Annotated in this window: 23 protein-coding genes; 8 read left to right on the top strand and 15 right to left on the bottom strand. The window is 57.6% G+C overall.

Going from position 1 to position 21,579, the window contains the following annotated elements; translation table 11 throughout:
- Positions 1-6: 6 nt before the first annotated feature.
- From lpxK to ABWV33_RS04940, 6 genes are all read right to left on the bottom strand, one after another.
- Positions 7-1,008 (bottom strand): tetraacyldisaccharide 4'-kinase, encoded by a 1,002-nt coding sequence (gene lpxK / locus ABWV33_RS04965; protein WP_353329335.1) that lies wholly within the window; start codon positions 1,006-1,008, stop codon positions 7-9.
- Entirely contained in the window at positions 995-2,227 is a 1,233-nt protein-coding gene (locus tag ABWV33_RS04960; protein WP_353329334.1) for a 3-deoxy-D-manno-octulosonic acid transferase, read from the bottom strand. The genes lpxK and ABWV33_RS04960 overlap by 14 nt, the downstream gene beginning before the upstream one ends.
- Positions 2,228-2,231: 4 nt before the next feature.
- Positions 2,232-2,474 (bottom strand): DUF4170 domain-containing protein, encoded by a 243-nt coding sequence (locus ABWV33_RS04955; RefSeq protein ID WP_113822371.1) that lies wholly within the window; start codon positions 2,472-2,474, stop codon positions 2,232-2,234.
- 81 nt (positions 2,475-2,555) lie between these two features.
- On the bottom strand, positions 2,556-3,356 hold the full coding sequence (locus tag ABWV33_RS04950; protein ID WP_353329333.1) for an inositol monophosphatase family protein: 801 nt from the start codon (positions 3,354-3,356) through the stop codon (positions 2,556-2,558).
- Positions 3,343-4,689: a TldD/PmbA family protein gene (locus ABWV33_RS04945; RefSeq protein WP_353329332.1), complete on the bottom strand. Its 1,347-nt coding sequence runs from the start codon at positions 4,687-4,689 to the stop codon at positions 3,343-3,345. Before ABWV33_RS04945 ends, ABWV33_RS04950 begins: the two co-directional genes overlap by 14 nt.
- Positions 4,690-4,867: 178 nt before the next feature.
- Positions 4,868-6,394 (bottom strand): DUF2125 domain-containing protein, encoded by a 1,527-nt coding sequence (locus ABWV33_RS04940; protein ID WP_353329331.1) that lies wholly within the window; start codon positions 6,392-6,394, stop codon positions 4,868-4,870.
- A gap of 131 nt (positions 6,395-6,525) precedes the next feature.
- Here ABWV33_RS04940 and ABWV33_RS04935 point away from each other — a divergent pair, with 131 nt between their 5' ends.
- The 3 genes from ABWV33_RS04935 to ABWV33_RS04925 are packed head-to-tail and all read left to right on the top strand — an operon-like array spanning position 6,526 to position 8,617.
- Positions 6,526-7,275 carry an SDR family oxidoreductase gene (locus ABWV33_RS04935; protein ID WP_113822367.1) on the top strand — a complete coding sequence of 250 codons (750 nt, stop codon included), beginning with the start codon at positions 6,526-6,528 and terminating at the stop codon, positions 7,273-7,275.
- Positions 7,272-7,880: an enoyl-CoA hydratase/isomerase family protein gene (locus ABWV33_RS04930; RefSeq protein WP_164621135.1), complete on the top strand. Its 609-nt coding sequence runs from the start codon at positions 7,272-7,274 to the stop codon at positions 7,878-7,880. The genes ABWV33_RS04935 and ABWV33_RS04930 overlap by 4 nt, the downstream gene beginning before the upstream one ends.
- A complete protein-coding gene (locus ABWV33_RS04925; RefSeq protein ID WP_353329330.1) occupies positions 7,877-8,617 on the top strand; it encodes a VOC family protein in 741 nt (246 codons plus the stop codon). Before ABWV33_RS04930 ends, ABWV33_RS04925 begins: the two co-directional genes overlap by 4 nt.
- Here the strand turns inward: ABWV33_RS04925 and ABWV33_RS04920 are convergent.
- Positions 8,614-8,907, bottom strand: coding sequence for an HNH endonuclease (locus ABWV33_RS04920; protein ID WP_121997756.1), 294 nt, complete (start codon positions 8,905-8,907; stop codon positions 8,614-8,616). The genes ABWV33_RS04925 and ABWV33_RS04920 overlap by 4 nt on opposite strands.
- A gap of 68 nt (positions 8,908-8,975) precedes the next feature.
- On the opposite strand from ABWV33_RS04920, the gene ABWV33_RS04915 reads away from it, so the two are divergent.
- The gene (locus ABWV33_RS04915) at positions 8,976-10,160 is read left to right on the top strand and encodes a TIGR03862 family flavoprotein (RefSeq protein WP_353329606.1); all 1,185 of its coding nucleotides are present in this window, start codon (positions 8,976-8,978) and stop codon (positions 10,158-10,160) included.
- A gap of 1 nt (position 10,161) precedes the next feature.
- Here ABWV33_RS04915 and ABWV33_RS04910 read toward each other — a convergent pair whose 3' ends face one another.
- The 5 genes from ABWV33_RS04910 to ABWV33_RS04890 form a co-directional block, all read right to left on the bottom strand.
- Positions 10,162-10,758 (bottom strand): glutathione S-transferase family protein, encoded by a 597-nt coding sequence (locus ABWV33_RS04910; protein ID WP_353329329.1) that lies wholly within the window; start codon positions 10,756-10,758, stop codon positions 10,162-10,164.
- 85 nt (positions 10,759-10,843) lie between these two features.
- Positions 10,844-11,872 carry a DNA polymerase III subunit delta gene (holA, locus tag ABWV33_RS04905; RefSeq protein ID WP_353329328.1) on the bottom strand — a complete coding sequence of 343 codons (1,029 nt, stop codon included), beginning with the start codon at positions 11,870-11,872 and terminating at the stop codon, positions 10,844-10,846.
- Positions 11,869-12,312 carry an LPS assembly lipoprotein LptE gene (gene lptE, locus ABWV33_RS04900; RefSeq protein WP_113822464.1) on the bottom strand — a complete coding sequence of 148 codons (444 nt, stop codon included), beginning with the start codon at positions 12,310-12,312 and terminating at the stop codon, positions 11,869-11,871. The genes holA and lptE overlap by 4 nt, the downstream gene beginning before the upstream one ends.
- A gap of 43 nt (positions 12,313-12,355) precedes the next feature.
- A complete protein-coding gene (gene leuS / locus ABWV33_RS04895) occupies positions 12,356-14,908 on the bottom strand; it encodes a leucine--tRNA ligase (RefSeq protein ID WP_353329327.1) in 2,553 nt (850 codons plus the stop codon).
- A 73-nt stretch (positions 14,909-14,981) separates the two neighbouring features.
- Positions 14,982-15,482 (bottom strand): DUF3576 domain-containing protein, encoded by a 501-nt coding sequence (locus ABWV33_RS04890; RefSeq protein WP_121997759.1) that lies wholly within the window; start codon positions 15,480-15,482, stop codon positions 14,982-14,984.
- Between the two features lie 344 nt (positions 15,483-15,826).
- Between ABWV33_RS04890 and ABWV33_RS04885 the strand changes: the two genes are divergently transcribed.
- Together ABWV33_RS04885 and ABWV33_RS04880 are read left to right on the top strand one after the other, a co-directional pair.
- Positions 15,827-16,852: a porin gene (locus ABWV33_RS04885; RefSeq protein ID WP_113822358.1), complete on the top strand. Its 1,026-nt coding sequence runs from the start codon at positions 15,827-15,829 to the stop codon at positions 16,850-16,852.
- A gap of 108 nt (positions 16,853-16,960) precedes the next feature.
- Complete coding sequence (locus ABWV33_RS04880) at positions 16,961-17,620, top strand: YggS family pyridoxal phosphate-dependent enzyme (RefSeq protein WP_353329326.1); 660 nt, start codon at positions 16,961-16,963, stop codon at positions 17,618-17,620.
- Here the strand turns inward: ABWV33_RS04880 and ABWV33_RS04875 are convergent.
- A complete protein-coding gene (locus tag ABWV33_RS04875) occupies positions 17,604-18,104 on the bottom strand; it encodes a L,D-transpeptidase family protein (protein ID WP_353329325.1) in 501 nt (166 codons plus the stop codon). The genes ABWV33_RS04880 and ABWV33_RS04875 overlap by 17 nt on opposite strands.
- The gene (gene ribA / locus ABWV33_RS04870) at positions 18,101-19,195 is read right to left on the bottom strand and encodes a GTP cyclohydrolase II (protein WP_113822356.1); all 1,095 of its coding nucleotides are present in this window, start codon (positions 19,193-19,195) and stop codon (positions 18,101-18,103) included. Before ribA ends, ABWV33_RS04875 begins: the two co-directional genes overlap by 4 nt.
- Positions 19,196-19,357: 162 nt before the next feature.
- Between ribA and ABWV33_RS04865 the strand changes: the two genes are divergently transcribed.
- Both ABWV33_RS04865 and ABWV33_RS04860 read left to right on the top strand, forming a co-directional pair.
- Positions 19,358-20,044 carry a response regulator transcription factor gene (locus ABWV33_RS04865; RefSeq protein ID WP_113822355.1) on the top strand — a complete coding sequence of 229 codons (687 nt, stop codon included), beginning with the start codon at positions 19,358-19,360 and terminating at the stop codon, positions 20,042-20,044.
- Positions 20,045-20,247: 203 nt separating this feature from the next.
- The gene (locus tag ABWV33_RS04860; RefSeq protein WP_353329324.1) at positions 20,248-21,036 is read left to right on the top strand and encodes an exodeoxyribonuclease III; all 789 of its coding nucleotides are present in this window, start codon (positions 20,248-20,250) and stop codon (positions 21,034-21,036) included.
- Here the strand turns inward: ABWV33_RS04860 and ABWV33_RS04855 are convergent.
- On the bottom strand, positions 21,033-21,554 hold the full coding sequence (locus ABWV33_RS04855; RefSeq protein ID WP_353329323.1) for a DUF6653 family protein: 522 nt from the start codon (positions 21,552-21,554) through the stop codon (positions 21,033-21,035). The genes ABWV33_RS04860 and ABWV33_RS04855 overlap by 4 nt on opposite strands.
- Positions 21,555-21,579: the final 25 nt, after the last annotated feature.

Genomic DNA, 21,579 nt, shown 5'->3' with positions numbered 1-21,579 from the left:
GCTGGCCTAAGGGGCCGGTGCAACCGCAAGCATCATGTCCCGCACCATGTCATCTTGGGCAACCTCAAGGCGCACAGGCAAGGTGATTACCTTGCTGCGAAACGCAGGGGGCAGGCGCACTGCGTCTTTCTCTGTGGTGACCATTTGCGCCCCCAGTAAACGAGATTCATTCTCCAACCGGGTCATCAGCGCCTGCGTCAGGGGTTGGTGATCGTCCAGTGCCTCGGCCCGGCGCAAGTCTGCCCCTTGTTGGCGCAGGGTGCGAAAGAACTTCTCAGGGTTCCCGATCCCAGCAAAGGCCAACACAGGCGTATCTTTCCAATCCATCCCGGTTTGCAGCGGTTGGACCTCGCCCGTGGCCTGCGGCAGGTGAACCTGATCGCCCCAATGTTCTGCAAACTGCGCCTGTGCCTCGGCATCCCCGAGCGAAAGCACCAGATCAGCGCGGGCCAACCCAACTGAAACAGGTTCCCGCAATGGTCCCGCAGGCAGGCACTTGCCATTTCCAAACCCCTGTGCCGCGTCCACAACGATGATGGACAGGTCCTTTGCTACCGACGGGTTTTGGAACCCATCATCCAGCACGATCACGGTTGCGCCATCTGCAGCGGCAGCCATGGCCCCAGCGGCGCGATCTTTGGCCACCCAAACCTCGGCAAAGGCCGCCAACAAAAGCGGCTCGTCCCCCACATGTTTGGCCCTGTGTTTGCCGGGATCAACACGCACTGGCCCCTCAAGCGATCCGCCATAGCCGCGGGTTACCACATGGGGCTCATGTCCTGCGTTTCGCAATTGGTCCAACACCCAAATCGCTGTGGGTGTCTTACCGGTCCCCCCGGCGTTCAGGTTGCCAATACAGATCACCGGCACACCGGGACGCACACCACCATCCCCCGTCGCGATCCGCTTTGCGGTCGCACGCGCATAAAGCGCACCGAGCGGGGCCAACAGATGTGCCCGCCAATCCGCGTGATCCGGGCCAGTGTTCCAGAATTCAGGGGGCCGCATGGTTCACCTCGCGTTCGTCCAATCTATCCTGAACCAGCTCGATCACCTGATCAATCTGATGGGCGCCTTCGGTCACCAATTGCCATCCGGCCAAGGCCATGGTGGCGGCATGGTCCGGGGCCAAAAGCTGAACAACGCCTGCGCCCAAGGCCTCGGCATCGCGCACGGACCGCCCAGCCCCAGATGCTGCGAGGCGCGAATAGGTGTCGATGTGATTGCGCACATTTGGCCCATACAGCAAGGCAGATCCCAAAGCCGCGGCAATCAGTGGATCGCGCCCCCGGCCGCCCGGCTCCAACGAACTGCCCATGAACGTCAACGGCGCAACCCGGAACCAAAGGCCCAGATCTTCGGCTTCGGCGCTCAGGATCACCTGTGTTGTATCTTCGATCTCATCGCCTGCATCCCAATCAGCACAGCGTAAATCCATCGCCGCCAGCCGGGCTTGCAGGGGACCGGATTCCGCTGGATCTGCCACATGCAACACCAGCAGAAGACGATGCAGCATCCGTAACGCATTGCGATGGGCAGTCAGGACTGAAATGAACTCTTTGTCCTGCGTCCATGCGGACAACCAGACAGGGCGACCGGCCAAGGCATGATTGGTATCGACCAATTCATCTTCGGGCCACGGAGTGGGGGATGGGCTAACGCGCAGGGGCGCAGAAACCTGAACCTTTCCCGAACCAATGCCAGCCCGCCGGATTACCCGTGCCACAGATTCATCCACCGCCATCAGCATGTCAAAACAGTCCAATGTCGTGCGGGTCAAATCGGGCAACCAACGCAGCCGGCGCGGGGTGATATCCTCCTCGCGCGCATCAACTAGAACGAGAGGCACGCGGCTGGCTGAGGCCTGACTCAGCAGATTGGGTTGCAAATCCCCTCCCGACCAGAGGCACATGTCAGGCTTCCAATGATCCAGAAAACTACGTGTCGCGCTGGGGTGATCTGCTGGCAATGGAACAAATGACGAGCAAAGATTGCTCCAGTTGCTCACATCCACATCGACAGGGTGCGTGAACAGGATGTGTAGACCCGGACGTTGCACCAACAACCGTCTGCACAGATCCCCCAAGGGGGCGACGCGCGCGTGATCCCCGATGTGAACCCACAACAGTTCTCCCTCCGGTCGAACCGGCAAGGGGGCACTTTGTGTCGGTGTGGCAGTGCGCCAAGACAACGCACGATAGGCCGCAAGGCTGAGCGCGCGGCCCATCAGATTAGCCTAACTCTTCTGTCGAGGATGCTTCGGCGGTTTCATCCCGCAGGCGATGGATGTGGGCAATGAAATACCGCATATGCGCATTGTCGACCGTGCGCTGTGCTTCGGCTTTCCATGCGTCATAAGCGGTTTGATAATCCGGGAACATGCCAACCATATGGATGTCGTTCACATCCTTGAACACACTGCGGGTCGGGTCGACAAGCTCCCCTCCGAATACAAGATGAAGACGTTGGGTCATGGCGCTTTTCCTGACAGTAAAAAAGAGTTCCGAGATGCGGGCAACCTACGAGTTTGCACCCCCGCGTCAAGCCGAAGCCTGTCACCCTGGAATGCCGGGGCTCTCAGGGTTCAGCGCGACGCTGACCTCTTCGTGCACCAACTCCCCTCCGGCAACCACGCCGTTCAGCTTGGGATAGGCGTTGTTGAACCTCAGGTCCAATCCCGCGCGATCGGTGCACAGGCCACCAGCCTCGCGAATGATCAGATCGCCCGCAGCAATATCCCATTCCCAACTGGCGCGCAGGGTCAACATGCCGTCAAACCGCCCCTGTGCAACCAAGGCCATGCGATAGGCCAAAGAGGGGCGATAGGCATGGCCAAATTGCGGCGGCTGTCCTGACAACCAATGCTGCGCCGCCAGATTGGGTTTGGCCGCCAGCAAGTTGGCTGCGCTCAGGGTGCCTGGTTCGGAAATGCAGATTGGCACGCCATTCAATTGCGCCCCTTTGCCTGCTTCTGCGGTGTACAGCAAATCGCGCAGTGGCAGGTAAATCACCGCCGCCGTTACGATCCCATGGTCTGCAATCGCCAACGAATGGGCCCAGGTTTTGGCCCCTTCGGCAAAGCTGCGCGTGCCGTCAATTGGATCCACAATGAACACACGATCTTTGCTCAGGCGGCTGGAATTGTCTTCGGTTTCTTCACTGAGCCAACCATAGTCAGGCCGCGCAGATGGCAGCCGATCTTCCAGCATTTCATTCACCGCCAGATCGGCTTCGGTCACAGGGCCCGCGTCATCTGGTTTATCCCAGCGTTTGGCGTCAGCTCCAGAAAACCGTGTGGCAATGCGCCCGGATTCCAGCGCCGCCTCGATGAGCAGGTCAAGATCAGCTGCCGGCAAGGGTCATCCCTTCGATCAGCAGCGATGGCACCACCCGCGACAAATGCGTGCGGGCATCGTTTGCTGGGATGATCCGCATCAGCATGTCGCGCAGATTGCCCGCGATGGTGCATTCATTCACCGGATACGCGATCTCACCGTTTTCGATCCAAAACCCTGATGCGCCACGCGAATAGTCGCCGGTGTTCGGGTTGATGGTCGATCCGATCATCGATGTGACTAACAAGCCAGTGCCCATGTCCCGCATCAGATCGGCGCGGCTCTGGGCCCCTTGGGTCAGCTCAAGGTTCCAGCTGGATGGTGACGGGGGCGAAGACACACCGCGTACTGCATTCCCGGTCGACGTCATGTTCAGCTTGCGCGCGCTGGACAAATCCAGTGTCCAACCAGTCAGAATGCCGTTTTCGATCACCGCGCGGCGCTGTGTTGGCAGCCCCTCAGCGTCAAATGGGCGCGATCCTGAGACGCGTTTGCGATGGGGGTCTTCGATCACCGACAGGTGGTCAGGCAGAACCTGCTCGCCCAGACAGTCCTTTAGCCACGATGACCCGCGAGCAATGGCCGAGCCGTTGCTCGCGGCCATCAAATGCCCGATCAGAGACGAGGAAATTCGCTCATCAAACATAACGGGAAAGCTGCCGGTTGCCGGTTTGCGGGCGCCGACCAATTGGATCGCGCGTTCGCCTGCTGTGCGGCCAATATCGGCTGGATCACGCAGATCCGCCTGAAAACTGCGCCCATCGCCATCATAGTCCCGCTCCATTCCCGTGCCTGTTCCCGCAATCGCGACACAGGATGTGGATCGGCTGGTTCTGGCATAGCCGCTTGAAAACCCGTTGCTGGCGGCCAGATGCACGCGATGTTCCCCATACCCGGCCCCGGCCGCAGACACCTGCGTCACGCCTTCAACAGCCGCGGCCGCAGCTTCGGCAGCCAGCGCATCGTCTTGCAACATCTTGGGCGTCGGTTCCGGTGTCGGATCAAACAGCTCTAATGCGGCATAATCCGTATTCTGGGCCAGTTGATCGGTCTCTGCCAATCCGGAATACGGGTCTTCGGGGGCTTCGCGCGCCATCGCCACAGCGCGTTCTGCCATAGCGGTCAGCGTGGCGGGGCTGCTGTCCGAGGCCGACACGATCGCCTGTCGATGCCCTAACAAAACCCGCAAGCCCAAATCTGTGCCCTCGGATCGTTCCGCATGTTCCAATGCGCCCTTGCGCACATCCACAGACACGGATGTACCCTGAACAACCATGGCATCCGCGCTGTGTGCACCGGCTTTTTGGGCGGCTTCCAGCAAGGCGTGGCTGATCTGTTCTGGGCTTAGGGTCATTGCGGGCTCATCTCTTGAAAGGGTTACACAGGACCTAGCCTTGGCCCGCCCGCCCTGCAAGTCCCGGTCCCCAAAAGTTGACGACCCAAAGGCAGGATGGCGTTTGATCACAGGGACAAGGGCATAAAACAAAGGCCCCGCTCTCAGGGGGCCTTTGCTCTGTTTCAGGTGGGTTTGATCACTTCAGGCGTTGGCCGTTGGCGATTATGTGGCCCTGTTTGTTGATTTCGATGGTTGATTTCAACGTATCAGGCGCGTCACCCGGTACGGCCAACATGCCCATCATCATGCGCGCGCCCATGGCGTCTGAATCAGACATCATGCCCATGGCAATCAGCTTGTCGATCAGGCCGTTGGCGCCGCTCAGCTCAAGATCAGCCGAGCCCGAAGGCGCAGGCATGCCATCAAAGGCCGCGGTGTTGGTGTTGTCGAATTCAAAGGCACCGGTACCCGCCAGCTTCGCCCCCACCATCGACACCAGCAACTGGTTGATGGTCAAAGCATGCAACTCGCCGGGGGCGGCCCCCGTCTGTTCCAACGTTTCCGCAACAGCGGGGTCAAGGAAGTTGACCAGAACCTTGGCCATGCCCGTGGTATCCAGCGAAACAGTTGCTGGATCACGCGGCAAAGCGCCGGCCGGATCAAACATGCCCCAGATCATATCTGACATAGTGAAATCGGTCAGGTTTATCGCCATGCTGAACGGCTGCAACTCTTCTGACTGCTGCATTGGGAAATCGAATTTAAACCCGGCTTTGGCCATTTTCAGGTCAATCGGAAATGGCAAATCCTGTACCGTGACCGAAATGTCGGTCGCGTTCTGGGAAACGTCATACCCAATGCGCGCGCCATCCATCGCGACATTGAATGCCCCCCCTTGCGAGGTGCTGGTATACGCGAACTCTTCTCCTTCGCCATTTCCCGACAGGGCACTGCTACCCGAGTCAAACGTGAACCCACCGGCAAAGCGAAAACCAGCGGCAATCAACGCCTCATAGTCCGACACGCTCATGTCAGTCGGGAACTGGCCCGAGCCGTTGAAGTTGATGCCATTGAACGCGCCGTTAAAGGCGGCTTGGTCATCGGACTCAGGGTCATCAAAGCTCAGGTTATACGTGGTGGATGCAACTGTGAACGCCTGCTCCATGCCGCGCTGTTCGGCGATGGTGGATTTGGATGTCCCGGCAACATCTTTCATATCGATGCTGATGTTCAGGGCGGTCCCGGCCAATTCTTTACCCTCAGCGATCAGAGAGGTCACCTTGGCCGACAGTCCCGCTGCTGTATAGGTATACAACATCTCCTCAGGCGTGCCCGAGACCACGGTTTTCATCTGGTCCATGCTGTAAAGCAGTTCACCCGTGACCGGCTCTTCGCCCTCGGCGGCGATATTGAATGCAATCGGCAGCTGCGCGGGGAAATCAATGGATACGGTGCCATCGCCGTTCTCGGTGAACGACACTTCGGGCAAGGTGCCAGAACCGCTGCCTTCGCCTTCGGGCATTTCCATCGCGACTTTCAGGTCGGTTACCGTCAGAACATTGCCTGATGTTGCTTCGGTTCCTGTGACCTCGTAGCCCATTCCGCCCATATAGGTTTTCCAGTCGGACCAGACATCATTGGCGGACAGATCAGCCCAGGCACCTTGGGTGGCAACGGCATAAACAAGTGCCGCACCGCAGGAACGGCGAAACAGAATAGACATAAGTGAACCCTTCTCGATCAATTTGGCGTATGGTCTGCGCTCACGTTGCAGGCGTCAAGGGGCAAGGGGTGGACCCGCTCCCCCCGGCACAGTACCACTGACCTCAAGATATGTGTTCAGGGGGAAAATCAATGGATTTGCGTGGAAAAACAGTTCTAATCACTGGTGCAAGCCGTGGAATAGGGGCCGAAGCTGGGCGTATTTTTGCCAGTGCAGGTGCCAATGTCGCTTTGGTGGCGCGCGGTGCGGGTCATATCACTGAACTCGCAGCAGAAATTGGCGATCAGGCAATCGCCATCCCTTGCGATGTCAGCGACTATGCGCAGGTCGAAGCAGCCGTGCAAACTTGTGTTGATCGTTTCGGCGGTTTGGACATTTTGATCGGAAACGCCGGGGTCATCGAACCGATTTCGCACCTTGCCACAGCTGATCCCGCCGAGTGGGGTAAGGTCATCGACATCAACCTCAAGGGCGTATTCTATGGCATGCGTGCTGCGTTGCCTGTGATGCAGAAAGCCGGTGGTGGCAGCATTCTGACCATCAGTTCGGGCGCGGCGCATGGCCCGGTTGAGGCGTGGAGTCACTATTGTTCTTCCAAAGCCGGGGCGGCAATGCTGACCTCCTGCTTGGACAAAGAAGAACGCGCACAGGGCATCCGCGCAATGGGTCTGTCGCCGGGAACCGTCGCCACCCAGATGCAGCGTGAAATCAAGTCATCGGGCATCAACCCCATCAGCAAACTGGCGTGGGAAGACCATGTTCCAGCGGACTGGCCTGCCAAGACCCTGCTGTGGATGTGTTCGGCGGATGCGGACGAATTTATTGGCAGTGAAATCTCGTTGCGGGATGAAGGCATTCGGAAACGGGTTGGCCTGATATGATTGAACTGAGCAAAGACAACGGGCTGTGGATCGTAACGATCAACCGCCCGGACAAGGCAAACTCACTGACCGAGGATATGCTGCGTGAATTGGCCGAGATTGCTGAATCCGCGACCGAAGCCAAGGCGTTGATCCTGACCGGCACAGGCAAGGTGTTCAGCGCGGGCGCCGATCTAGAGGCGGCCAAAGCTGGACTTGCCACCTCGGATCTGTGGGAACGCTTGTCAGGTGCGATTGCGGCATTGCCCTGTCTGACGATTGCGGCACTGAACGGAACGTTGGCGGGCGGGTCAAATGGCATGGCACTGGCGTGCGATCTGCGGATTGCGGTTCCGACAGCCAAGTTCTTTTACCCGGTGATGAAGCTGGGCTTTTTGCCCCAACCCTCTGATCCGAAACGCATGGCAGCCCTTATCGGCCCGTCGCGCACCAAATTGATCTTCATGGCCGGGCAAAAGATCATGGCGGACGAGGCGTATGGCTTTGGTCTGGTGGACCGGGTGGTTGAACCGGATGCGCTTATGGATGTCGCGCGTGAATTGGTGGCCGATAGCATCGCCGCAAAGCCGGCTATCGCAGCCGGAATCGCAGAAATGTGCGCATGAGGCTTTCTGGCGTTCGGCTGCGCGTCGCAAACCCTCAGGAGCTGTCGGCATTTTATGGCACTGCACTTGGTATGCAGGTTCAACAGGATGGGGCGAACTGGCGCGTTGGGTATCCGGGGCAGGACGCGGACCTCGTCCTGTGTCCGGGCGGTGGCGGGTACACGCACGACAGAGCGCAACGCTATTGGAAAATCGGTATCACGGTGCCCAACGTGGATCTTGCGGTGGATCATCTGCGGTCTCTTGGGGTGCAGGTTGGTGATCCACAGCAGTTTCTTGATATCGGCTATATGGCCCATCTGAGCGATCCCCAAGGCTTTGTGATCGAGCTGTTGCAGCATGATTTCCAAGGCAATCGCCCAAGGGACGCAGGGGATGCCAACGCGCCCTTTGCCAATACCTGTATTGGTCAAATCACGTTGCGCAGTGGGGATATTCAGGCGGAAGAGACGGTATTGATGCCACTGGGGATGCGTCTCTTGTCTGTGCAAGAGGTTGAACCCTATGGGTTCGATCTGCACTTTTATGCCTTTACGAATGAACACCCACCCAAGTCAGATCTCTGGTCTGTGGCGAACCGTGAATGGCTGTGGAAACGCCCCTACACGACTTTGGAAATTCAGCACATCCCTGATGCAAGTTTTGTCCCCGCACCGGATTATCTGGGCTTTGAAGTCACAGGCCTGAATGCATCCTTAAAAGATGCGTTTGGCGATCCGATCCACAAAGGGATTTAACGCTTTCGGCGTCTGCCGGGAACTTTGGACTGAAATCCGGGCGGGCGCTTGGCGATCCAGGTGATGAACTTGGCCAAGCGCGGGTGATCGCGCAGCGCTTCGATCGTGGCAAAGTCACGCGCCAATTCTGCCTCGGTCAGTGTGGCGTGGATTTCTTGGTGACAGATGTGATGCAACAGAACCGTTGGGCCGCCCTTGCCTCCCTTTAGTTTTGGAGTCAGATGGTGCTGGCTTTGTTTTGCTTCAGGTGGGATCGGGCGACGACACAGAGGGCAGATAGGATCGGACATTTTGGACCTGATTTTGTACGCTTTGAACAAAGGTGTGCCATTGGGCGCAGGGGACAAGAGGCATGGCAATGGCACAAGCAGTGGTGATCGGAGCAGGCCCAGCCGGTTTAATGGCAGCCGAGGAACTGGCCCGCGCAGGCTGTAAGGTGCTGATTGTTGAGGCAAAACCGTCAGTCGCGCGCAAATTCCTGATGGCGGGTAAATCGGGTTTGAACCTGACCAAGGACGAACCGATTGACGATTTGATGCACGCCTATGGCACCGCAGGCGACTGGTTGCGCCCAATGATTGGGGAGTTTGATGCCCAAATCGTACAAAATTGGGCGCGCGATCTGGGACAGGAGCTGTTTACTGGTTCAACGGGCCGTGTTTTTCCAAAAGTCATGAAGGCCTCGCCGCTGTTACGGGCATGGATGACGCGACTGGCAGAGATGGGCGTTGAGTTGCGCACCCGCTGGCGGTGGACCGGGTGGGATGGCGCAGCCCTGCGCTTTGACACGCTCGAGGGTGCGCAATTGGCATCTGCGGATGTTACGGTTTTGGCCTTGGGTGGGGCAAGCTGGTCCCGGTTAGGGTCTGATGGCGCTTGGGCTCCGTTGTTGACGGACCGGGGTGTTGAGTTGGCGCCCTTTGCTGCGGCCAATGCTGGGGTCTTGGTGAACTGGTCCGATCACATGAAACCGATGTTTGGCGAACCGCTGAAAGGTGTGGCCTTGCATGCAGGTGATACCCGTACGCGCGGCGAGGCGGTGATTTCACAACGCGGGCTTGAAGGGGGTGGGATCTATACGATTAGCAAACCCGTGCGCGAAGGCGCTGTTTTGATCATCGACCTGCTGCCGGACCTTAGCGAGGCCGACGTCATCAAACGCTTGAGCAAACCACGCGGTAAGTCCAGCATGGCCAATCACCTGCGCAAGGCGTTGAAACTGGGGGCGGCGCGCATGGCTCTGTTGCAGGAATTTGGGCGACCTTTGCCAGCTGACATTACTGATCTCGCACGCCTTATCAAAGGGTTGCGTATTGATCATGCTGGGCTCAGACCGATGGACGAGGCGATCTCTACCGCGGGGGGCGTGTGTCAGGACGCGCTGACCGACGGGCTGATGTTGACCGCCATACCGGGGGTGTTCTGCGCCGGAGAGATGTTGGATTGGGAGGCCCCAACCGGGGGCTATCTGCTGACGGCCTGTCTGGCTACGGGACGATGGGCGGGGCGGTCTGCCGCAGAATACCTGCGCCAGACCGGATAAGTCAGTCTTTCTTGGCCAGTGCCGCTATGCGGGCAGGCGCTTCGCGAGATCGCACAAGTTTGCCATAGGCCTTCATGCTGTCGCTGTTCATTGGAAAGCCGACACCATGCGCCCAGTTCATGCAGTGCACACACAGAATGTCCGCAATCGTCATCTTTTCGCCCTGCAGGTAAGGCCCTTTGGCACGGTCTGACATACGCTGGAAATTGCGGCCGAATTCCCACATCAGGCTTTCGGCAACCGCCCCGACACGTTTGTCTTCGGGTAAAATGAACTGATGGCGCATCGCGGTCCACAGGAGGGCGTCGAATTCATCGACGATTGTGTGGGTCAACGCATCTTGCTGTGCGCGTTCAACGGTGCCAGCGGGATAGGTGAACGCGCCGTGTTTGTCAGCGAGATAGGTCATGATCGCGACAGAATCAGTCAGCACAGCATCACCATCCACCAGGACCGGGATTTTGCCGGACACGTTTAGTGCTGTGACTTGTGGATCGTGCGGACCCACGTCGATGAATTCATACTCTTGGCCCAGCTCTTCGAGCAACCAGATGACCCGCGAGGCACGGCTTTGAAGGCGGCCATAGATTTTGTACATGAGATGAAGTCCCTATTTGATCAGCTTGCTCGCAAATTTGGGGACGCACGATCAAAGGTCAACCGGAACGCATCGTCAGATCGCGCTAGCGTGATCGTGCCAGCATTGCCATACGAATCAACGCACGTTCCATCAACGCCATAGCGGGGGCGGTTTGGCCTGCTGAGCGCAGCGAAAGATCTGTATCCGTCAGTACGGTCAAAGCTGTTTCCAGCTTGTGTGGACCCCAAGCCTGGGCCTGACGCAAGATACGATCGCGGCGTTTGCCATAAACTGGGGGGCGCAACCGGCCAATGCCTGCAGCAGGGCCACCGGGGTCCGAGGCGCAGGCATATAGAATGCGGAAATGGCGCGTTGCCCCGATACACAGGCTGACGGCGTTGGTGCCTTGGGCCTGTAGACGGCGGATCAGGGGGCCGATTTCACCGGCTTTGGCTTCGGCCACCACGTTCAACACATCATCTAGCGCCGCCTCGGTTGACTGAGGCGCGCAGGCTTCGATGTCTTCGATGCTGAGTTCGGTGGTATCGCCCCGTTTGTAGAGCGCGAGCTTTTCAATGGTCTGGGTGAAATCGCCAGGCCCCAGATCATTGGCAAGATCGGTCAGGGCCGACATCGAATCCCGCGGGATGGAGGGCATCCCGGCCTCGGCCAAGGTGCGCTCGATCTCGGCGCGCGATGGGGGATCGTCGTAAATCCCGACGGCATAGGCGTTTGGATGTGCTTCAAACGCTTTGCGGATCTTTGAAGTGGCCTTGAGCTGACCGGCAGTGACGATGAGCTGTGCATCGCCGGGTTCCCAATCTTGCAGGGCAGCCAGAATCGCAGGGGCTGCCGTATCTGTCGCGTCTTCGATAAACGCCGCACGGCGACCCGGGAAAAAGCCAACTGCTTTGATAGCATCCACGATCTGTGCGGGATCTTTACGCAGATCCGCGCCGGGTATTCGGGTCAGGCGCATTTCCTCGTCGGCAGTGGGGCCAAGCAGGGCCGCGAGCACTTGTTGGCGTTTGAGCGCCACGCGCATCGCATCCGCACCATAGATCAACAGGCCCGTTTTACCCGCGTCAGGCTTGGCAAAATATCCATCTGCCTCGCGCGGGCTAAGTTTCATTTGGGCAATTCCACGGTGGCATAGAGCTGTGTTGTCAGCTGATCGGCAAGAATCATCATCAAACGTTTGCGGGCGTCACGTTCACTGGCCAAGGTGTCGACGGTTGAACCAGTTGCCGAATAGCCGGTGAAGTTCCGCACATTGCCCGAGGCCACGATTTCGCCGGTCTCAACCGACAAAAGGGTGTAATCGGCCTGGCCAACTATGGAATAACGGGTGGTTTCGTTTGATGCGGTGATGGCCTGACCCTGAAATTCGGTTTCGAGGGTGACGTTCAGGTCGTATTCAGCATTGGAAGACCGGCCGAGCCGCTGTTCCAGATTTTGGACCAAGAGATAGGTATCAACCGTATCGGGGGCCGATACCTCGACTTTGCCGCGCAGCGCGGATCCGGTGCCACCAGTGCCATAAACCGGCTCAAACCCACAGGCAGAGATCATCAAAGTGATCAATGCCAGCGGGATCAGCAGCAGATTTTTGAGTTTAAACAACAACGTTCACGATCCGACCGGGGACAACGATGATCTTTTTCGGCTGGGCCCCATCCAGTGCCTTTTGCACAGCATGTGTGGCCAGCGCGATTTTTTCAACCTCGGCTTTGTCCATATCGGCGGGCACGCTGATTTCCGCGCGACGTTTGCCGTTGATCTGGATTGGCAGTGTGACGGTGTCGTCGACCAGCATCGCCTCGTCCGCAACGGGCCATGGGGCGGTTGCGATCAATCCTGTGCCACCTTGATGGGCCCAGATGTCTTCGGACAGGTGGGGGGTCATCGGTGACATCAGCTGTGCCAAGGTCATGATTGCTTGCTTTTGGGCGGCGTGACCGGCTTTGGATTTGGCCAAAGTGTTGGTGAACCCATAAAGCCGGGCAATCGAGGCGTTGAAGCCAAAGGATTCAAGGCCCACGGTCACGTCATGGATGGCTTTGTGGGTTTCGCGCAGCAGCTCGTCGTCCCCTTCACCCTTTGCATCTACGTCCATCGCACCGATTTTATCGCACAGGTTCCACACCCGGTTCAGGTGTTTGTGCGCGGCTTCGGCGCCAGATGCGGTCCATTCCACATCCCGTTCGGGCGGGGAATCGGACAGAACAAACCAGCGCGCTGTGTCTGCGCCAAAGGCCGAGATGATGCTGACCGGATCAACAACGTTCTTTTTGGATTTGGACATTTTGGCAGAGGGGATGATTTCAACCTCGGTGCCGTCAGCCAATTTGCCGTCGGTCACGTCCTCTGGGAGGTGATAAACCGGACGGCCATTGTCGCCAGGAGTCTGGTAGATTTCGTGGGTGACCATGCCTTGGGTGAACAGAGCGTCAAACGGTTCGATGGCTTTATCTGGCAAATGACCAGTTATCTGCATCGCGCGGGCAAAGAAGCGCGAATAGAGCAGGTGCAGAATCGCGTGTTCGATGCCGCCGATGTATTGATCGACGTTCATCCAGTATTCAGCTTCGGCCATATCGGTAGGCGTTTCAGCGCGCGGGGCGGTGAAACGGGCGAAATACCAAGACGAATCTACAAACGTGTCCATCGTGTCGGTTTCACGCTTGGCGGGCGCGCCACAGGATGGGCAGGCGCAGTCGCGCCATGTGGGGTGGCGATCCAGCGGATTGCCGGGAACCGAGAAGTCGATCGCTTTGCCGTCTTCGTCATAGGGCAGTTCGATCGGCAGGTTCTCTTTCTTTTCGGGAACCACGCCACAGGCATCACAATGCACCACGGGAATCGGGCAGCCCCAATACCGCTGACGGCTCAGGCCCCAATCGCGCAGGCGGTATTTGGTGACACCTTCGCCCCAACCGGCCTTTTCAGCGAAATCGATGGTGGTGTTGATCGCGTCTTCGCCGGTGGCCTCGGTCAGGCCGGCAAAGTGATCCACCCAGCGGACCTTTTCCGACTTGAGCGGGACAAACGCGTCTTTTGAGACAGGTGTGTCATTGTCGAGCGCAAAGAAGGTATCGATAACCGGCAGATCGTATTTGCGGCAGAAGTCCAGATCGCGTTGATCGTGGGCGGGGCAGGCAAAAATCGCGCCGGTGCCGTAATCCATAAGAATGAAGTTGGCGATCCAGACGGGCAGTTCCCAATCCGGGTTCAACGGGTGTTTGACTTTGATGCCAGTGTCGTAGCCCAGTTTTGGCGCAGTTTCGATGGCTTCTTCGGTGGTGCCGCCTTTGCGGCATTCGGTGAGGAATGCTGCGAGTTCGGGGTTGTCCGCCTCGAGCTCTTTCGAGATCGGGTGATCGGGTGAGATCCCCACAAAGGATGCGCCATTCAGCGTGTCAGGACGTGTGGTGTAAACAGTGATCGGCTCAGCACCATCGGTGCGTTCAAACGCAAACTGCAGGCCGCGAGATTTGCCGATCCAGTTTTCCTGCATCAGGCGCACCTTGGCAGGCCAGTTTTCCAGCGTGTCCAACGCGCTCAGCAATTCTTCGGAATAATCCGAAATCTTAAAGAACCATTGGGTCAGTTCGCGCCGTTCAACCAAAGCGCCCGAGCGCCAGCCGCGGCCGCCTTCGACCTGTTCGTTCGCGAGAACGGTCATATCGACCGGGTCCCAGTTCACCACAGCGTTTTTGCGGTAGACCAGACCTTTTTCAAGGAAATCAAGGAACAGAGACTGCTGTTGGCCGTAGTATTCGACGTCACAGGTGGCAAACATGCGCGACCAATCCAGCGACAGGCCCAGCGGTTTCATCTGCTCAACCATGGTGTCGATGTTGGAGTAGGTCCAATCCTTGGGGTGACCGCCAATGGCCATCGCCGCGTTTTCTGCAGGCATGCCAAAGGCATCAAACCCCATCGGATGCAGGACACTGTGGCCGGTGGCCAGCTTATGCCGTGCGATCACATCGCCCATCGTATAGTTGCGCACGTGACCCATGTGCAGCTTGCCCGACGGATAGGGGAACATCTCGAGCACATAGTACTTTGGCTTGTCTGCACTGCGGGTGGCAGTGAAGATTCCGGCCTTGTCCCAAGCCTCTTGCCATTTTGCTTCGATCTCGGAGGCAGAGTAGCGCGCCATGTGATGCGGTCCTTGATAATGAAAACGCCGGGCTGAAACCCGGCGTTGTAATAGAATGGAATGGGTTCGGTTTCTAGAGCTTGCTGTCGGCAATGCGCAGCTGACGTGCCCGTGAGAGGATTGCGTCTTCGACTGCGCGGGCGGTTGCCGGGCTAACGGGGCCACCTTTGCTTTGCAACGAAACGTTCAGCGCGCGTGCGTCCAGTGCGGCGTCTTTGATGTGCACCGTTGCTCTGTAAGAGCGACCACCACCGGGAGGGGTTCCATACCCAGTGAGGATCACACCTGTGTAGGGATCGACAGATTGAACCGGCAAAAAGCTGAGCACATCCAAAGATGCATTCCAGAGATACCGATTCACATTGGCTGTCTGTTCGCTGGTATCTGGGCCAAACACATCCCAGATCGACGATTTTTTGTAATTCGTAGGCGCAGATTCTCGATTATTCGTGATGTAGGTGTCGTCGATCGGCGCGCCAGTTACATTGACGCTCGAATTTTTCGAGCCGCCACAGGCCGATAGGCCGAGGGATACTGCAAGGATCACAGCTGTTTTCAAAGGTCTATGGAACATTGTCAGGCAATCCCACTATATTTTGTAGGCTCTGTCCTACCCAAGCCTGAGTAGCGGAGCAAGCCTCTATATAGGTACGCGTAGTATGGAAGGGGCATTTCGGCGTTTCGATGTAAGGTTGGACGCCAGAACGGCTAAGATCGCGCATGCGGTTGCGTATAAAGGTACGTTTAGTCTCAGTCAGCTGCGGGGACTGTGGCAAAGCTGCACCATCCTTGATGCCAATGCATCGCTTCCAATTGGGAGGTCTTGCCAAAATAGGGGTGAAAGGGCGAAACCCCATGTCATACCCACGCTGGATTCTCCGGTTTGGGCATCTGATTTGAAAACCGAGGGAAAATAAGATGAAAAAAGTTCTCTTCGCAACGACCGCGCTGATCGCAACAGCCAGCGTTGCCGCAGCAGACGTTCGTATCAGCGGTTACGGCCGTTTTGGTTTGGATTACAACGACGGTAACGACAGCAACGTTAACGGCGTTTCCAGCACAACCATCACCAGCCGTCTGCGTCTGCAGTTCGACATGTCAGCTGAAACTGACTCGGGTGTTGGCTTTGACGCTCGCTTCCGTGCACAGGCTGAAAGCCGTGACAACGTTGCAAACGGCGCAGGCTTCAACGGCGCACGTTTTGGCGTAACCTACCAGGGTTTCCGCGTAAACGTAGGCAACATCATCGGTGCGGTTGAAAACACACCTGGTACATACCTTGAAACCCGTACCGCTGGTCTGGGTATCGATGGTGCCGGTTTCGTTTCGCACGTTGGTAACGTCAGCAACGAATACTTCAACTGGGATGCATACAGCTCAGGCGGCACCGGCGTAAACGGTGTTGAAGCTCTGTACTCTGCGAACGGTTTCACCGGTCACATTTCGTACTCGCAGCGCAACGACAGCACTGTAAACCCTGGTGTTGGTAACGGTGCTGCAAACGCAGCTGCACGTGCCGCCATCATGATGGCTTACACCTTTGGCGACTGGACTGTTGCTGGTTCTTACCAGGACTCCGACATCGCTTGGGAAGACAAAGCAATCATCTCTGTTCAGGGTGACCTGGGTCAGTTCGGTGTTCGCGTTGCATACGCAGACAACGACGGCATCGGCAAATGGGGCCTGTACGGCAACTACGAAATCGGTGCAGCTTCGAAAATCGTTGCATTCGTAACTTCGGAAGACGCGGTAGACGCGGCTGACGTAACTGCTGGTCGTGGCGACAACCGCGACGGCATCGCCGGCTCTAACTTGGGCGAAGGCGAAAGCTACGGTATCCACTACTCCTACGATCTCGGGGGCGGTGCTTCTTTCGAAACCGGTTACCGTCGTGCGTCTAACGACAACGACACATTCCAGGCTGGTGTATACTTCAGCTTCTAAGTTAAGCCACGCTTAGCGTGACTTTTGGGGCGGGCTCTTTCGAGCTCGCCCTTTTCTTTTTGGGCTACATGGTGTTTCTCTGCTGCCAAACGAAGATGAGGTTCGCGTATGTCGCTGCAAGAGATTCAAGCCCGCATTAGCACTGCAGAAAAGGCCGCTGGGCGGGACGCAGGGTCGGTCCATCTGATCGCTGTCTCAAAAGTTCAACCCAATGAGAGGGTTGAGGCGGTGTTGACCCAAGGCCATCGGTGTTTTGGTGAAAACCGGGTGCAAGAAGCCGCCGGAAAATGGCCGGGCTTCATGGAGCAGTTTTCGGATATCGATTTACATCTGATTGGGCCGTTGCAAACGAACAAAGCCCGGCAGGCTGTTGAGCTGTGCAATGCCATTCATTCGGTCGACCGCCCCAAATTGGCCGCGACCTTGGCGCGTTTGGCGCAAGAGCGCGGGACCTGCCCGGATTTGTTTGTGCAAGTGAACACCGGTGAAGAAGAGCAAAAGGCCGGAATTCTACCGGCTGATGCGGACGACTTTATCGCGGATTGCGTGAAAATGGATCTTCCGATTCAAGGGCTTATGTGCATTCCCCCTGTTGAGGAGGAGGCGGCGCTGCACTTTGCGTTGCTGGCCAAGATTGCGGCGCGCAATGGTCTGACAGGGCTGTCGATGGGGATGAGCAGCGATTTTGAAAAGGCGATCGCTTTGGGGGCAACGCACGTGCGTGTTGGGTCCGCTATTTTCGGAGATCGCGTTAAGCCGACGGAATAATCAAACGAGTGCCGGGCGTTATGCGTTCGGCCACCCACCGCAAGTTTTCACGGGACAGGGCAACGCATCCTTCGGTGGGATATCCGGGGCGACGCCATTGGTGCATAAAGATCGCTGAGCCGCGACCCGGCACGGCATCGCGCCAATTCCAATCCGTGATCAGCACCAGATCATAGAGTGGATCAGCCCGTCGAAGATGTTCGTGGCTGTACGGATGTGGGGCGAGAACCCATTGATTATAATCACTATCTGCGCCGTCATCTGACCACAGATCGCGTGGGCCAATCGCCTCGGCCCACGGGGTCGGCGCAGTGATGCGATCCGCGCGATAGAGCATTCCGACGATTTCCAGAACGCCAATGGGGGTCGCGCCATCGCCTTCTTTCTTGTCGTGCGTGAGGCCACCTTTGCCAAGCGAACAGGGCAAGGTGCGCCCGTGAAATCGCAGGCCTTTGGGCGTTACGACCATATCAAACGGGGTCACAGCAAGTGCCCGGATTTCGCGGCTTTGGTCGCCAAATAGTCCCGGTTGTGAGCGTTTTCACCAACTTTCAGGGCCACACGTTCGGTGACTGCAATGCCGGTGCGTTCCATCATCGCGATCTTGTTGGGGTTGTTGGTCAGCAAGCGCACAGATTTAAAACCCAGAGATTTCAGGATATCTGAGCCAAGTCTAAAGTCGCGTTCATCGTCTTCAAAACCCAGCCTGTGATTGGCCTCGACGGTGTCAAAGCCCTGATCTTGCAAGAAATAGGCACGCATCTTGTTGGCGAGGCCAATGCCGCGCCCCTCTTGGTTGAGGTAGAGCAATACGCCGGACCCTTCGGCACCCATTTGGGCCAAGGCGCCACGCAATTGCGGACCGCAGTCACATTTCAGGCTGCCCATCAGATCACCGGTAAAGCAAGCCGAGTGGAGACGCGCCAGAACCGGTTTCTCTCGGTCTGGACGGCCGATTTCAATCGCATAGTGTTCTTCGCCGCCGTCTTCGGGACGGAAAACGTGAAGCCGACCGGCCTCAGACACCTCCATCGGCAAGCGAGCGGCGACGATTTCATGCAGCGGGCTGCGTTCGGTTAAATGTGGGGCTGCGCGGGCGTGATCGATCAGGGTCAGCCCATTCGATCCCGCGAAGCCGCGCCCGTCTTCAATTGGCATGACCACGGCGGCGGGCAGCAGACGGGCGGATTTTGTGAGGGCAATTGCGATACGGTGCAGGCTGGCTGAGCCTTGGCGTTCCGTCATCAGGGGGCCCTTGAGGGGGGCATTCAGGTCATCGGATGGATCTGCAACGGCTTGCACCCAGCCCAGATCGGCATCTGCTGGAATCGTGACGCGTGCCAGATCCCCATCATAGGCCCGCGCCTTGAGCGTGTCGGCGCGCCGTACCGTGATGGCAATCACTGGCGCCTCTCCTATGCCGCGCAAGTCGGCGAGTCTCTGCGCGGTCAGGGACTCGGCCGAGATCGCAAGCACGCTTAGCCCGGCATCGTCGGTCAAGACGACGGGGACGCCCATACGCAGATCAGCCCGCGCCCGCGCAAGAAGTTCGGTGATATCCGGGATGAGACTCATGAGTGTTATCCTATAACGTTCTGTGCTTTTCCTAATCCGCTTTGAAGGAAATGTGAAACATTTCCGCTACGACAGACACGAGGGCGTGAGAGAGTTGCAGTAAAACTTGTCGAACGCGTTTAGCACCCTCAAGTGGTAGGTAGGAAAAAGGAGGACAGCGTGATGGCTCAGCTCAAAAAGATTTTGCTGGTAGACGACGACGAAGACCTGCGCGAAGCGCTCAGCGAGCAGCTGATCATGACCGAAGATTTCGATGTGTTCGAGGCCCACGATGGCCAGAGCGCAATGGAGCGGGTCAAAGAGGCGCTGTATGACTTGGTCATTCTGGACGTTGGTCTGCCAGATACCGACGGTCGCGAACTGTGCCGCCTGATGCGGAAGCAGGGTGTCAAAAGCCCGATTCTGATGCTGACCGGACATGACGGGGATGCGGACACCATCCTTGGATTGGATGCAGGGGCCAATGATTATGTGACCAAGCCGTTCAAATTCCCGGTCCTCTTGGCGCGCATTCGGGCCCAATTGCGCCAGCATGAGCAGTCAGAAGATGCTGTTTTCACGCTTGGGCCCTATACGTTCAAGCCTGCGATGAAAATGTTGGTGACCGAAGATGATCGCAAGATCCGTCTGACCGAAAAAGAAACCAACATTCTCAAGTTCTTGTACAGATCGACCGATGGTGTGGTTGCTCGCGACGTTTTGCTGCACGAGGTCTGGGGTTACAATGCGGGGGTTACAACGCACACGTTGGAGACCCATATCTATCGTCTACGCCAGAAGATTGAACCCGATCCGGCAAATGTACGCCTGTTGGTGACCGAATCGGGCGGCTATCGTTTGGTGGCCTGAGTGTGTTGACTCAGATCAAAGAAGTACTTTGGTCTCATGTTTAAACACTGACTATCCCGTGTATGTCCGGGTCATGACATACACCTCCCTGTTGGACTTGGCCGGGCCTCGTGCCCGGTCTTTTTTTTTGGTTCGCTTTGCGATGGCGCACGCGGGGTACGCGCGCTAGGTTGCGGTGACCGCGAACCAGGAAAGTCGAACGCATGCCCTTTACCCTTGCTACATGGAACATCAACTCGGTCCGTCTGCGTGAGCCGATTGTGCTGAAGCTGTTGGAGGAAGAAGCCCCCGATGTGCTGTGTCTGCAGGAGTGTAAAAGCCCGGTGGACAAGATCCCGTTAGAGGGGTTCGCGGCGTTGGGCTACACCCACATGGTTGCCCGCGGTCAAAAGGGATACAACGGCGTTGCGATCCTGTCGCGGATGCCGATCAAAGAGGTTAGCGCGCAGGATTTCGCTGATTTGGGCCATGCCCGTCATATCGCCGGACAGCTTGAGAACGGTGTGACGATCCACAACTTTTATGTTCCTGCCGGCGGCGACGTCCCGGACCGGGAAAAGAACGAAAAGTTTGGTCAAAAGCTCGATTACCTCACTGAAATGCGGGATTGGTTTCATGGCGACAAGCCGGAAAAGTCCATTCTTGTCGGGGATTTGAACATTGCCCCGCGCGAAGACGATGTTTGGGATCATAAGAAATTGCTCAAGATCGTGAGCCATACGCCGACCGAGGTTGAGCATCTGGCCCAAGCGCAGGACGCGGGGAATTGGGTCGATGTCACGCGGCAGGATATTCCGGATGGCAAGCTGTATTCATGGTGGTCGTACCGGGCCAAGGATTGGGATGCCGCCGACAAAGGACGACGGTTGGATCACGTCTGGGCAACGGGTGATATTTCAAACGCGGGTCATTCCAGCCGGGTCATGCGGGATGCGCGCGGTTGGGAAAAACCTAGCGACCACGCGCCTGTTTTTGCGACCTTCGACATTTAGCGCAGCCAGCTGGCATAGGTCGGGTCCTGATCTTTCATGTCCTGATACAGCCAGACCATGCGATCCACGAACCAGGTTTTGCCCCCGACGATCAGGGCAAGACCCAACAAAACCGCCGACAGATCCAGCGCCCATAGGCCATAGATCCACGGCACTATCCCAACCGCAGATACGCCGGTGAGGAGTTTTGCCCAGACCACGTGATGGTGCGGAACCGGCAGCGATTTCCGGTTTAAGAAAACCCGCTCGCCAAAGGTGCCACGGGATGCCCAGCCGTGCGTTGATGCGGGTGGACCAAAGGCACGGGGATTCCACCATGTCCACAGCACGACCAGTGCCACAGCAGCCACGGCCCACCATCCGATCCACACGCGGCTCCAGATTGCGAGTGACATCAAAGGCAGGATCGAAAATCGGCTATAAACACTGAGCGGATTGGCATGACGGGCCCACGCGGCCTCGTCCATTGCCATAAAACGCTCTGAAGCTTTGAAGATATCCCAGCGCTGTGAGGTCAAATCGGCAACTCCTCTCTTGGTTTCC

The organism is Phaeobacter sp. NW0010-22, assembly GCF_040365955.1.
GTDB lineage: Bacteria > Pseudomonadota > Alphaproteobacteria > Rhodobacterales > Rhodobacteraceae > OMPR01.
Note: the sequence above shows the minus strand (reverse complement) of the source record. Positions and strands in the feature narration are given on the sequence as shown.

Excerpts from the sequence above, each read along its gene's own strand:
- lpxK (WP_353329335.1), bottom strand. The coding sequence starts at position 1,008 with ATGCGGCCCCCTGAATTCTGGAACACTGGCCCGGATCACGCGGATTGG.
- ABWV33_RS04960 (WP_353329334.1), bottom strand. The coding sequence starts at position 2,227 with ATGGGCCGCGCGCTCAGCCTTGCGGCCTATCGTGCGTTGTCTTGGCGC.
- ABWV33_RS04955 (WP_113822371.1), bottom strand. The coding sequence starts at position 2,474 with ATGACCCAACGTCTTCATCTTGTATTCGGAGGGGAGCTTGTCGACCCG.
- ABWV33_RS04945 (WP_353329332.1), bottom strand. The coding sequence starts at position 4,689 with ATGACCCTAAGCCCAGAACAGATCAGCCACGCCTTGCTGGAAGCCGCC.
- ABWV33_RS04940 (WP_353329331.1), bottom strand. The coding sequence starts at position 6,394 with ATGTCTATTCTGTTTCGCCGTTCCTGCGGTGCGGCACTTGTTTATGCC.
- ABWV33_RS04935 (WP_113822367.1), top strand. The coding sequence starts at position 6,526 with ATGGATTTGCGTGGAAAAACAGTTCTAATCACTGGTGCAAGCCGTGGA.
- ABWV33_RS04930 (WP_164621135.1), top strand. The coding sequence starts at position 7,272 with ATGATTGAACTGAGCAAAGACAACGGGCTGTGGATCGTAACGATCAAC.
- ABWV33_RS04925 (WP_353329330.1), top strand. The coding sequence starts at position 7,877 with ATGAGGCTTTCTGGCGTTCGGCTGCGCGTCGCAAACCCTCAGGAGCTG.
- ABWV33_RS04920 (WP_121997756.1), bottom strand. The coding sequence starts at position 8,907 with ATGTCCGATCCTATCTGCCCTCTGTGTCGTCGCCCGATCCCACCTGAA.
- ABWV33_RS04915 (WP_353329606.1), top strand. The coding sequence starts at position 8,976 with ATGGCACAAGCAGTGGTGATCGGAGCAGGCCCAGCCGGTTTAATGGCA.
- ABWV33_RS04910 (WP_353329329.1), bottom strand. The coding sequence starts at position 10,758 with ATGTACAAAATCTATGGCCGCCTTCAAAGCCGTGCCTCGCGGGTCATC.
- holA (WP_353329328.1), bottom strand. The coding sequence starts at position 11,872 with ATGAAACTTAGCCCGCGCGAGGCAGATGGATATTTTGCCAAGCCTGAC.
- lptE (WP_113822464.1), bottom strand. The coding sequence starts at position 12,312 with ATGATCTCTGCCTGTGGGTTTGAGCCGGTTTATGGCACTGGTGGCACC.
- leuS (WP_353329327.1), bottom strand. The coding sequence starts at position 14,908 with ATGGCGCGCTACTCTGCCTCCGAGATCGAAGCAAAATGGCAAGAGGCT.
- ABWV33_RS04890 (WP_121997759.1), bottom strand. The coding sequence starts at position 15,482 with ATGTTCCATAGACCTTTGAAAACAGCTGTGATCCTTGCAGTATCCCTC.
- ABWV33_RS04885 (WP_113822358.1), top strand. The coding sequence starts at position 15,827 with ATGAAAAAAGTTCTCTTCGCAACGACCGCGCTGATCGCAACAGCCAGC.
- ABWV33_RS04880 (WP_353329326.1), top strand. The coding sequence starts at position 16,961 with ATGTCGCTGCAAGAGATTCAAGCCCGCATTAGCACTGCAGAAAAGGCC.
- ribA (WP_113822356.1), bottom strand. The coding sequence starts at position 19,195 with ATGAGTCTCATCCCGGATATCACCGAACTTCTTGCGCGGGCGCGGGCT.
- ABWV33_RS04865 (WP_113822355.1), top strand. The coding sequence starts at position 19,358 with ATGGCTCAGCTCAAAAAGATTTTGCTGGTAGACGACGACGAAGACCTG.
- ABWV33_RS04860 (WP_353329324.1), top strand. The coding sequence starts at position 20,248 with ATGCCCTTTACCCTTGCTACATGGAACATCAACTCGGTCCGTCTGCGT.